This window comes from Winogradskyella epiphytica (genome assembly GCF_003217215.1).
GTDB classification, from domain to species: Bacteria; Bacteroidota; Bacteroidia; order Flavobacteriales; family Flavobacteriaceae; genus Winogradskyella; species Winogradskyella epiphytica.
The window spans coordinates 271,839-283,483 of the sequence record NZ_QJTD01000002.1; the positions used below are offsets into that span (position 1 = coordinate 271,839).

Annotated in this window: 13 protein-coding genes; 6 read left to right on the plus strand and 7 right to left on the minus strand. The window is 32.7% G+C overall.

The window, feature by feature from the left end; all coding sequences use genetic code 11:
• Complete coding sequence (locus DFQ11_RS06475; protein ID WP_110475054.1) at window positions 1-2,472, minus strand: zinc-dependent metalloprotease; 2,472 nt, start codon at window positions 2,470-2,472, stop codon at window positions 1-3.
• 136 nt (window positions 2,473-2,608) lie between these two features.
• Here DFQ11_RS06475 and DFQ11_RS06480 point away from each other — a divergent pair, with 136 nt between their 5' ends.
• On the plus strand, window positions 2,609-2,905 hold the full coding sequence (locus DFQ11_RS06480; RefSeq protein ID WP_110475055.1) for a DUF3817 domain-containing protein: 297 nt from the start codon (window positions 2,609-2,611) through the stop codon (window positions 2,903-2,905).
• Window positions 2,898-4,136: a mechanosensitive ion channel family protein gene (locus DFQ11_RS06485; protein WP_110475056.1), complete on the plus strand. Its 1,239-nt coding sequence runs from the start codon at window positions 2,898-2,900 to the stop codon at window positions 4,134-4,136. Before DFQ11_RS06480 ends, DFQ11_RS06485 begins: the two co-directional genes overlap by 8 nt.
• Here the strand turns inward: DFQ11_RS06485 and DFQ11_RS06490 are convergent, their stop codons facing one another.
• A complete protein-coding gene (locus DFQ11_RS06490; RefSeq protein WP_110475057.1) occupies window positions 4,137-4,526 on the minus strand; it encodes an acyl-CoA thioesterase in 390 nt (129 codons plus the stop codon). It abuts the gene before it with no gap.
• 203 nt (window positions 4,527-4,729) lie between these two features.
• On the opposite strand from DFQ11_RS06490, the gene DFQ11_RS06495 reads away from it, so the two are divergent.
• Both DFQ11_RS06495 and DFQ11_RS06500 read left to right on the plus strand, forming a co-directional pair.
• A complete protein-coding gene (locus DFQ11_RS06495) occupies window positions 4,730-5,146 on the plus strand; it encodes a glyoxalase (protein WP_110475058.1) in 417 nt (138 codons plus the stop codon).
• Window positions 5,147-5,156: 10 nt separating this feature from the next.
• The gene (locus DFQ11_RS06500; RefSeq protein ID WP_110475059.1) at window positions 5,157-5,603 is read left to right on the plus strand and encodes a hypothetical protein; all 447 of its coding nucleotides are present in this window, start codon (window positions 5,157-5,159) and stop codon (window positions 5,601-5,603) included.
• Here DFQ11_RS06500 and DFQ11_RS06505 read toward each other — a convergent pair.
• The 3 genes from DFQ11_RS06505 to DFQ11_RS06510 all read right to left on the minus strand — a co-directional run bounded on the left by DFQ11_RS06505 (window position 5,598) and on the right by DFQ11_RS06510 (window position 7,686).
• Window positions 5,598-6,275, minus strand: coding sequence for a DUF2461 domain-containing protein (locus DFQ11_RS06505; protein WP_110475524.1), 678 nt, complete (start codon window positions 6,273-6,275; stop codon window positions 5,598-5,600). The two genes, DFQ11_RS06500 and DFQ11_RS06505, sit on opposite strands and share 6 nt — an antisense overlap.
• An 81-nt stretch (window positions 6,276-6,356) precedes the next feature.
• Window positions 6,357-6,521, minus strand: a complete 165-nt coding sequence (locus tag DFQ11_RS15255; RefSeq protein ID WP_189343003.1) for a hypothetical protein — start codon at window positions 6,519-6,521, stop codon at window positions 6,357-6,359.
• 250 nt (window positions 6,522-6,771) lie between these two features.
• The gene (locus DFQ11_RS06510) at window positions 6,772-7,686 is read right to left on the minus strand and encodes a mechanosensitive ion channel family protein (RefSeq protein WP_308425337.1); all 915 of its coding nucleotides are present in this window, start codon (window positions 7,684-7,686) and stop codon (window positions 6,772-6,774) included.
• Between the two features lie 285 nt (window positions 7,687-7,971).
• Between DFQ11_RS06510 and DFQ11_RS06515 the strand changes: the two genes are divergently transcribed.
• Both DFQ11_RS06515 and DFQ11_RS06520 read left to right on the plus strand, forming a co-directional pair.
• On the plus strand, window positions 7,972-8,193 hold the full coding sequence (locus tag DFQ11_RS06515; protein ID WP_110475060.1) for a hypothetical protein: 222 nt from the start codon (window positions 7,972-7,974) through the stop codon (window positions 8,191-8,193).
• Window positions 8,194-8,315: 122 nt separating this feature from the next.
• The gene (locus tag DFQ11_RS06520) at window positions 8,316-8,741 is read left to right on the plus strand and encodes a hypothetical protein (protein ID WP_110475061.1); all 426 of its coding nucleotides are present in this window, start codon (window positions 8,316-8,318) and stop codon (window positions 8,739-8,741) included.
• Between the two features lie 27 nt (window positions 8,742-8,768).
• On the opposite strand, the gene truA is transcribed toward DFQ11_RS06520, so the two are convergent.
• Complete coding sequence (gene truA / locus DFQ11_RS06525; RefSeq protein ID WP_110475062.1) at window positions 8,769-9,554, minus strand: tRNA pseudouridine(38-40) synthase TruA; 786 nt, start codon at window positions 9,552-9,554, stop codon at window positions 8,769-8,771.
• Window positions 9,555-9,720: 166 nt separating this feature from the next.
• Complete coding sequence (locus tag DFQ11_RS06530; RefSeq protein WP_110475063.1) at window positions 9,721-11,469, minus strand: T9SS type A sorting domain-containing protein; 1,749 nt, start codon at window positions 11,467-11,469, stop codon at window positions 9,721-9,723.
• Window positions 11,470-11,645 lie beyond the last annotated feature (176 nt).

The window sequence follows — 11,645 nt, forward strand, 5'->3', positions numbered from 1 at the left end:
TTATTTTGGGTCTAAAATTAAATTTATTCTTTCAATGCCATCTTTATAATGATATTTTGTCTCGGTATTTACATTGGCTTTAGATGCTGAAATTAGTAATTGTTTAATCACATTTAACTCTCCTCTTACCAAGGCTCTAATATCAGATTGATTCACGTTAAAATACTGTCTGCTTCGCTTTGGATCCAAGTCTTTTGTCATTAAATCGAACATTGCATCTAAATACGCACGCTGCAAATTACGTCTAAAAACTGAAACATTGGAACCTGATTTAGCTTCGGACCATATACCTTGGCGTAAATCACTTAACATTTCTAATGCTGAATAATTTCTATTATCCAATGCTTGATGATCGATAAGCCTACCTAAACGCTCAAAGTTTAATAAATTAGTCAAATGTCTCACTTGTAAACTTCTCATTCGATCTGTATAACCAGCATAGTTGATATTTTGAAGAATATCCTTATTTATTAACCATTCAGGAGTTTCAAATGCATTTTTGTGCAACCACTGTATAGCAGATTTTTGATAATCTTTATCAACAGGAGTGTAAACCACTCCTTCTTGGGATGGATTTTTCGTATCTTCAACTACTCCACCAACATGCGTTACAACATGTCCTATATAACGACTCCAAACACTAAGCAATTCTCCGTAAAGTTCTTCTAGGTCTTCGTAGTTATCCGTTTTATCACTCGTCCAACTCGGTAAATTCTTAGCGACAATCTTTAAGTTTTTGAGACCATAGGTACTTGCTTTAATACTATTGTTCCCAATATCTTCGGTTTGAGCTGTAGGATCAAAACGACTACTTTGTTTTCCAAATTTATAAATTGGATCACCCGCCTTTTCCATAATCCAACGATTTAAAATCTCTTTTTCATCATCTGGAGATTTTGCTTCATCAATATATCTATAGCCATAGTTAATGGCATATTCGTCATAAGGACCTAATTGTCTCACAAAACGAATATTTTCGTCTCCTGGTTGTGCAATATAATTGTATCGAGCATAATCCATTATAGTAGCCGCTATTCCGTTTTTCTGAGTGAATTCCCCATCTCTATAATCTTCTACATCATAAGCATAACTTGCACTCATATTATGTGGTAAACCTAAGGTATGTCCTACCTCATGAGCAATTACCATTTTCATCATTTCACCAATCTCCTCATCAGGTGTATTTAAAGTTCTAGCTGAAGGATTTGCCGCACCAGTTTCTAATAAGTAGCGATTTCTATAGGATCGTAGATGATTATGATACCAAATAATATCACTTTCAATAATCTCACCACTTCTTGGGTCGGCCACACTTGGTCCTGTCGCATTTCTAGTTGTACTCGCTACATAGCGCACTACGGAATACCTTATGTCCTCTGGACTAAATTCTGGATCTTCTTCTTTCGATGGTGGATCTTTTGCTATAATCGCATTTTTAAAACCAGCAGCTTCAAAAGCTTTTTGCCACAATTCGATACCTTCTTTCATATAGGATCTAAATTTCATTGGCGTTGCTGGATCTAGGTAATACACTATTGGCTCTATCGGTTCTACTAATTCACCTCTATTATAAGCCTCAATATCTTTAGGAATTAATTTCCATCGTCTTAAATAGGTCTTCTTGTCAGATTTCAATTCTTCACTTCCATAATCATATTTACTCAAGGTGAACCAACCCACTCTTTCATCGAAATAACGCGGTTGCATTGGTGTTTTTGGTAATAAAATCATAGATTGATTCATTTGAACGCTTATCGTTTCATCTCCTGTGTTTACAGGTGGATTAGACGCATTATATGTAAAATCCTGAATCACTTCAATATTCTCAGGGAAACTTTTAATTGAATTGATAAAGCTTCTGGACTTATCTAAATTCTTCACCTTATACGTAGATCGTAAACGTGAAGATAAACCACTAATGGCTTTTACATCTGAACCGTAAAAGTTAGTGACATCGATTACAACAGCTGAAGAGTCTTTTGAAAAAGCAACAATATCAAAGGCGTATAAGGTTGGTTCATAATTATTCGCTTTGACTGATACATGAATTGGCAAACTATCTGCTGCTACTGCACTATGTGATTTTTCTTTAATCAGTATTTTATTTTTAAAACGTTCCCAGTTTATCAATCGAGTATTGGTTTTTGTTCCTGCATTGACATATCCACCACCTAAATTTGCAGGTAGTTTAGAAAAACGACTCACCAATAACATATCTGTATTCAGTTGTTCCAACGGAATTTCGAAATAATACTTTTCATCAACTAAATGCACGTCGAATAAGCCTACATCAGAAATGGCATCGGCCGTAATCACCTTATCGTAAGGTTTTATTTTTCCGTTATTTTTTTTAGGACTTGTTGATTGTGTTTGTGCTCTTGACGTATTATCTTTTTTGTTTCCGGTTGATTGCACTGTAGCACAAGATAGTAGAACGCAAGTGCTCACTATTAATGTTAGCGTTTTTCTCATGAATATTATGGTTGATTAGTTGAAAATACTGATAAATATAATTAATAGATTTTAGTTAGTTTAGTAATTTCTTAAAAGCTGTTAAATTCTTCTCTTATTACTTTATTCACTGTACTTTTGCACAAAAATTAACGAGATGCCAAACTTATTACCTGTTTTTAGAATTACAGCCTTATTAGAAGGTGTTTCATATATCTTATTGCTGTTCATTGCAACACCAATTAAGTATCTTTATGAAGATCCGCAATACGTTAAAATGTTAGGAATGCCTCATGGTATTTTATTCATTGCCTATGTAATTATGGCTGTATTAATTAGCTCAGATATGAAATGGCCAAACCGCACATTATGGGTAGTTCTTCTAGCATCAGTGATCCCTTTTGGAACTTTTTATATAGAGAAAAAATATTTAAACAAGTCGAAACGTGCTTAACCTGAGACATTTTTTATATGACTTTTTCATTGAGAATGGTTTAACAGAGGATACTGCGAAGTATCTTAATATGTTAGGTCTTCTTCTTGCTCTGTTATTACTTGCTTTTATTGTAGACTATATTACCAAACGCTTTTTGTGGCATTTTTCAGCCGGAATTGCAAAACGTACAAAAACAGGATTCGATGATATTCTAATCACGAATAAATTACCAAGGAATATAGCACATATTATTCCTCTTTTAATTCTTATTGAATTTGTTCCTCAGGTATTTACAGATTTTGAATACGCTAAAAATATAATTGAAAAAACCCTTCAAATTATAGCCATAGTACTTACGCTTCAGATCATTCGAAGCATCTTAAGTTCTATTAAAGACTATCTCAAAACATTATCTAGATATAAGGACAAGCCTATTGACAGCTATGTTCAAGTATTTATGATTTTTGCCTGGTTACTTGGATTCTTCTCCATTATTGCCATTATTACGGGAGTTTCTTTTATAAAATTTGCAACGACTTTAGGAGCTGCTTCAGCCGTCATCCTACTTATTTTTAAGGATACAATCTTGGGTTTTGTGGCCAGTATACAAGTATCTATCAATGATATGGTTAGAATTGGTGATTGGATTACTTTTGATAAATATGGTGCTGATGGTGACGTTATAGAAATTAACTTAGCCACTGTTAAGGTTCAAAACTGGGACAAAACAATAACCACTATCCCAACTTATGCTTTAATTTCAGATTCTTTTAAGAATTGGCGAGGCATGCTAGACTCTGGTGGACGCCGAATTAAACGTTCTGTAATTGTAAAGACATCTACTATTAAATTCTTAACTGATGAAGATATTGAACGCTTTAGCAAGATTCAGTTAATTACAGATTATTTAGAAACGAGAGCTAAGGATATTAAAGCTCACAACAGTAGAAACAATATTGACAAGTCGGTTTTAATCAACGGAAGAAACTTGACGAATTTTGGAGTATTTAGAAAATACCTTCAAACTTATATAGAAAATCATTCAGCCTTAAATAAAGATATGACCTTAATGGTTCGTCAATTAGAGCCAACTCCACAAGGTATTCCTATGGAAGTTTATGCCTTTAGTAAAGATCAACGTTGGGCTAATTACGAATATATATTAGGAGATATTTTTGACCATATCTTAGCTTCAGTAAAATTCTTTGACTTAGAAATTTACGAGTTATCCTTAGATAAACATATCTAACTATTCGCCTAATCGGTCTTTAACGAATTCTATTTTTGTTTTTCCATGAGGTGCTGGTTTTCCATTCGGTCCTAAATTAACCATGATAATATTATCAACGGTTATGATGGTTTCTCTTGTCATTTTATTTCTTACTTCACATTTAAGCGTAATAGAAGAATTACCGAATTTTTTAACGTCGATTCCTATTTCGACAATATCGCCTTGTTTGGCTGAAGAGGTAAAATTGATTTCAGACATATACTTGGTGACAACTTTAGAATTTTCAAGCTGAATTGTTGTATACAGTGCAGCTTCTTCATCTATCCAGGCTAAAAGACGGCCTCCAAATAAAGTACCATTAGGATTTAAATCTTCGGGTTTTACCCATTTTCTTGTATGGAATCTCATATGTATTTGTGTATAATTTATTTAATTATGTTGAAACCTAAAGATAAGCTATACTTCATTTTGAATTAAGTAAAGCACATTAATTTTCTGAATATTAAAATGGAAAATGTTAATAAGAACGTTAACAATATGATTTAAGTCCACCATTAGTTATTCGCTTATTACGTAATTTTAATAACAGATTAATCAATAATCACTTTACCATGTCTACAAGAAACCAAAGCCTTCTATCTATAAGACCCGAAATTTCAACCGCGAAAGTCTATGATGGAATTACGGACCAAGAAGCATTTCAAAATACGACTTTACGCCCAATTATCAAGATGCAGCACAATTTATTAATCGCTGTATTTAGTAATTATATAGTGAAACATAAAAATGCATTTCACAACTTAAATTTAGATGATCAACTTCGTTATATAGAGAATGCGATTCAAAAGGATATTAAGTTCAGGAATTCATTAAAAGGAATGATTATCGGTCAATTTACGGTTGAAGAATACAAGTTATATATTCAGAATTCTTCAGCATTAAATAAACGTATGATGAACATAGTTAAAGAGCGATTAATCCATAGTATTCAATTATTCACAAAACCAGAAACTCTAGAGGCTATTTAAGGCCGTTTCAATGAAAATTAAGCAACAACTTTTAGAACTTTGTACCCAATGTGCCGATAAGCGCGTATTAGGCTACAAAAACGAAATAGAACTTATTAAGGAATCTATTGAGAACAATGATAAAGTAAGCAACGAGGAAGATGATTCTGGAAACTCTAAACTCTTAGATGATTTAGAAAAAAACATGAATTACCTTAATGATGCTAATAAAATGCGTGAACAGCTCAAACTCATGCGTCCTAATTTAGTTTCGGATTCTGTAGTTTTAGGCAGCTTGGTTAAAACGGATAGTATCACGTTTTTCATTGCTCTAAGTATGGGAAAGGTTATAGTCGAAGGCTCTGAATATTATATAATTTCACTTGCTTCTCCACTTGGTCAATTGTTGAGAAATCGTAAAAAAGACGATGAATTTCAGTTTAACGAAAAGCGTTATATTATACAGGAAGTTTTATAAAATTGATTCACCATTTAAATTCGTTGTGAGCACATCACTCATATAATCAAAATAAGGCCGTACTAGTTTGAAGGCTTCATTAACTTGACTAATGAAGTCTTCAGATAACACCTCTTGGTCTGTAAATTCTTTAGTGAATGTAAACTGTTTCCGTCTAATTAAATCAATTGCAGGATGTGTTTTATCGAATCCTTTGGGCGCTGTTTTTAACGCCTCTCCTTTAAAATCTCCCCAAACCGACTTAAAAGCCGAGTGGTTTAGAATGTCACGAATTTCACTATCGTCCGTTTCAAATTCTTTTCTAATTCGTAAAAGATCTTCTTTATTAGGATCCCAAAAGCCATTTGCTATAAATGATTTATTATTCGGTTGAAGATGCACGTAATAATTTCCTCTTAATTCAGGTTTCTTTCTAGCGAAAGATCCTGCAAAGTGGGTTTTGTATGGCAACTTGTTTTTAGAAAAACGGACATCTCTATAAATCCTGAAAACCTTTATTTTTTCAATTTGATCATGAGCATTCATCAGATCACCGAGGTGATTAAAGACCGCTTTCATTTCTAATTCGATAGCTTTGAACTCAGGTTTATGCTCATTAAACCATTCACGATTATTATTTTTTTCAATTTTCTTTAGGAAGACAAATAGTTCTTCTGGAATTGATTGACTCATTATATTTAAAATTTCTATAAAAATAAAGAAAGCCATCAAAATTGATGGCTTTCTTTACATGTAAATATTCGTCTAAATATATTAGTTTACTGCGTCTTCAACATCATCAGCAACATCTTCCACTGCATCTCCAGCATCGTCAATTGCGTCCTCTATTTTATCACCTGTAGACTTCTGTTCTCTACAGCTCGTTGTTAGTAGACTTAAACTAAATAAGGCTATAAATAAATAACTTAATTTTTTCATTGTGATTAGGTTTTAGTGGTTATTAATATTACAAATATCGGTTTGTTACTTTGATTTAGTTTGCTCTTATCCTATGACTATTAACTCAATTACATAAGATATTTTTGAATCGACCACTAAACCTTAAACATTTCATGATTACAGATGTTGTGACTAATTCAATGAACAATATACAATTATCTCTTAAAGTTCCACATTATTTTATAGAATTCGCATTTTTATTGTTAACTAATTACAATAATGCGATAATTTAAGACTTTTGATTTGAACTAGCATTATTGATGTTTAACTTGTTGTCAAATTGTACGGTTCTAATAGGAAATGGAATATTAACACCAGCCTTATCATAAGCTTTCTTGATTTCTATAATTGCTCTAGTTTTAGCTTTTAGTTTTTCTAGTATACTATCTGCCTCAATCCAAAATCGACATAAATAATTAATTGAACTATCTCCAAATTCGGTATAATAAAACTCTACATCTTCTGCAGACTCAACTTGGTCGAAGGTATTTGCTATAGTTTCACGAGTCAGTTTTTCTACTTCCTCTAAATCCGATTCATATCCTACTCCACATTCTAAGAATATTCTCATTCTTGTAGTCAAAGAATAGTTTTTTAACGGATTATCTAAAATGGTTTTATTTGGAATGATGACTATATTATTGTCCGCTTCCTTTAGAGTGAAGTCTTTCAAATTGATATCCATTACTTCTCCTGAAAAACCTGTAGTCTCAACCCAGTCGCCAATTTTAATTCTCTTCCTAAACGACAAGAGAAGCCCTGCAAAGGTGTTAGCTAATGTGCCTTGAAGAGCCAAACCAATAGCTAATCCAACAACACCTGCACCTGCTAATAATGAGGTTAATGCTTTACCTAAATTTAAAACACCTAGTGCTATAAACAAGCCAAATGCTACCACAATAACTGTAGTTACTCTCGATATAGCATTGGCAATAGAATGTTGTTCTACACGTTTAACCACAAGCTTTCTAACGAACCTACTTATATGTCTCGCCGCATAATAGGAAGCTATCAATACTAAGACGGCTAAAATAAAATTTGGTATATTTTCTATAATTGCGTTAAACCATCCTAAAAGTTTATCAATGAGATTCCCTAATGCTGTATTAAATTGATCTTTCATTTTTAAATTTGAATTATTCATACAAATATCTCTAGGTTTGACAGAAAATATTTGCTCAAAACCAATAACTCTTGACGTATATAAATTTGATAAGACAAATGAAAATAGCCACTAAAGTTGGGCAAATGACATTAAGATCATAACTTTTATTCTTAGCAAGGAACTTTAAGATTTGATAGATAATACACTTAGTATTAGTTAATTTATTCTTAAAAATAGTTTGATTTTTAATTTGTCATAGCAGAAGCTTGGTAGTTAGGTTTATTTTCCCTATTATGCACTTCTTTTAAAACAGACATTACTTTTATGGGAAGACCAGCAACAAGACCAACCAAATTAAAGGACGGTTTCTACATTGAGATTAGAAATAAGGGCTCAAAATCAGGCGTAAAACTTTATAGTGGAACTAAGTTACAGATGCATCGTGCCATTAAAATGTACGAGCGCTCTAAAGAAGTGATTATCTTAGGAGAATCTGTCGATGGTAAGTTTGTGGATAAAGAACCTAAACTTCATGTAGCAGAGTAAATCCGCTCCACCTTTTTTACATTTAAGTTCTTATAAACACCTATTATTTAGAATTTTATATTTCTGATAAGTCTAGAAACAGGATTCTTGAGCTTTTTTTTAACTAAAACAAATACAAGCCCATGGGAACTATAAAATCTAAACCTCCGATTTGGTTTTGGGTAATTAGTATACTTGCCTTATTATGGAATGGCGCTGGAGTTATGGCTTATTTAGGCCGAGCCTTTATGACGGAAGATTTAATTGCAAAACTTCCTAAAGAACAGCAATCCGAGTTTTTAATGGAGTTCCCTGTATGGTACACAGCAGCATTTGCTTTAGCTGTATTTGGCGGAACTTTAGGATGTATTGCCTTATTAATTAGAACGAAGTGGGCACTTCCCTTTTTTATTGTTTCAGCCTTTGCCGCTATTACACAACATATCTATTTATTTATTAATATTGAAATGACCTTAGCACAACTAATCATGCCCATTATGGTTATAGTAGTGTGCTTATTATTAATTCGTTTTACTAAGCAAGCCATCTCAAAATTTTGGATTGCATAAAAGGATGAATTTTAGATCCTCTTTTTTTTATTCGAAATCTATGGCGTGTAATATTAATCCCGAAGCTGGCGCTATATAATCCATCACTTCGGTACTATCATCTTTTAAAGTATTTTCAATATATTCTAATGTCACCTCTCCTCTACCCAATTTTATAAGAGCTCCAAACATTAATCTAATTTGGTTTCTCATAAATCCTTTCCCTACAACTTTTAGCACATAAGACTTGTCAGGAAAGAAATTTGCGGTGTACATATCGTTATCTACAATAACTGAAGATTCTATCTCTCGAGTATACTCACCTTTATTTGTCGCGCGATAACAATAAGTCTTAAAATTATGTCTGCCTTCAAATAATTTAGCGCCTTGCTTCATTAACTCGACATCTAGTGGCTCTAGAATGGTAGTCATTATTGGTGCACAAAACGGATGATTTTTTTGGCCTTCAGAAAAAACATAATGATATTCTTTTAGCTTGGAATCTTGAATAATATTAAACGATTTATCTACTTCGACAATAGACAATGCTCTAATATCTTGAGGCAAATTATGATTGAACAATTCTAAAAAGGCGTCGAAATCTTGTATAGGCTCATTATATATAAAAAGTTCCAATGCGGCTTCATTTGCTGAAACCATAGCATCTGTTCTTCCAGCTCCTAAGGATTTAAACTTTGTATCTTGAAGAATAAATTTTAGAGTTCGATCAATCATTAAATGCACCGTTTTTACATCTGGTTGTTTTTGCCAACCGTGAAAACGATACCCTAAATATTGAATTTTTATAAGGTAATAGTAGCGCTTATTAAACATAGTGGCAAGAACGCTATTTTATTTATGATTCCAAAAACTTAGTTTAATTTTCCTAACTCTCTTATTGGTTTTAAAAACTTTTATAAATAAAAAAAAGCAACCATAGCGGTGTAATACTATGGTTGCTTTAATAATGAGTAAATTATAGTCTAATACGCTTATTAAATTAGTTTATAATTAATTTCTCTATTCTTCTTTCATTGGTGTTACTATTTAATTCCATGATATAAACGCCTGCAGTTAGTTGGCTCACATTTATTTCCTGACTAGAACTATTCACACTTAAAGGTTGTGACAAAACAACACGACCATTTACATCATATAATTTTGCATTTGTACCAACTTGTACAAGACCGTTTATAACAATCGTGTTTTCAGCATTATTAGAAACAATACTTAATTTTTCGAAATTAGTATCTTTTACACTAAGGGAAACATTTTCAAAATTTAAATAAAACCTTCCCGCTCCAGATAAATTAGTATCAGGGACATATACAAAGTTTTCAGAATTTAATAAGGTGAACGTATTATTCAACCTATCTTCTAAATAAATTTTTATATCATCTGACATATCATTTTCTTCAATACTAATAGTAATTTCCTCTCCTTGATAGGCATGAACTCCTAAAGGAATTACTGCGTTATTCATGGCTGTATTGTGTAAAGATTGAATAGCAAGCGCTAAGTCTGAACTATCTTCTACCAAATGAGAGTAAATAGAAACAGCAGGAGGCGTTTGGCTATACAAAGCGGCATCATAACCTGGGTCTATTCCATCAGAGGCATTACTATTAAAATACAAATCAGTACTAAAACTGGCAGTTCCTGAGCTTATTTTTAATTTAAGATGACCATAATGTGGGGAGTTCTCAGACCTTGCTGATGAACCAGAATTATGGCTACGCATCACCTTGGTAAACTCTAGATTGGCATCACTGCTAGCTTTAACAAAAAAAGCTTCACCTGGCGCAACTAATTTTGTTGGGGTATGATCCAATTTAGCACGGTTCCATACATCCCATTTATCATGAGAATTTCCTGTATAGAAATAAACAGATTTTTGCTCTGTTGTAAATACATCTGAATTATTATCTAAATTTAAAAAATCACCTAAATTTAGAAATGAGGCATAAGGATTTCCAACTAAGTTCCATGCATCACCAGCGTTGGTTATAGCTATAGAAACATCTCCTTGAGTAGGATTAGTTGAAGTATAAGTTAATGCATTACCTGAAACCGTAGCTGCACGATAACCTTTTCCTGCTAACAAAAATTCAGTACTATCAGTAGCTAGATTGTAATTACGATATAGTCTTTGATTCATGTCGTAAATCGCATAAGCCTTTATAGTAGGCGTATAAGGATGAGTAGCTATAGAGTCTTTATTAGTACCAGACTCAGACATAAAGTCACCAAAACTTTCTCCTGGTAAAGGAGATGAAACTAATTCGTTTGGATTTGCTTTAGCTGTAAAACGATGATATTTTACAGTACCAGTGATGATACCATCTGTAATTAAACTTGCAAACTCAGTATCTGTAGAGCTTAATACTATATCTGAAGTCACAGTAACAACGTGGTCTATAGATAAAGATGCGCCAGGACTCACATTAATCACTTGACAAGTTAAAGGCACACCAATCATTACATGTCCTTTTTCGATATTAAGAACATCATTAGATGTTAGACTACCGAAGTTAGGCTCCATGTCCCATTCATTATTATAAGTGTACGTACTTCCTGCGTTCATTGATGTTAATAGTAAATCGCTATCTGTCTGAGATAAACTATCATTTGTAGAAATAGGAATTTCATTTTTCAAGGACGTATCTCCTTGAAGTTTTTCTTGTGCGTTCGATAAATTAAGAACGCAAGCCATTGACAAAAAAACTAGTGTAGGTTTAAAGTTTTTCATAAGATTTGGGGTTAATTTAATTGTTTATTTAGTTGTTGTGGCTTCAAAATTATATCATAAATCAAAAAAATCCGACGAAATAAACATTTATTCGACCAACTGCGCAAAACTTGTAAATTAACCTACAACTACCTACCGTTTGTCTGATTTACATGCTTTTAATCTAACTGTATTGC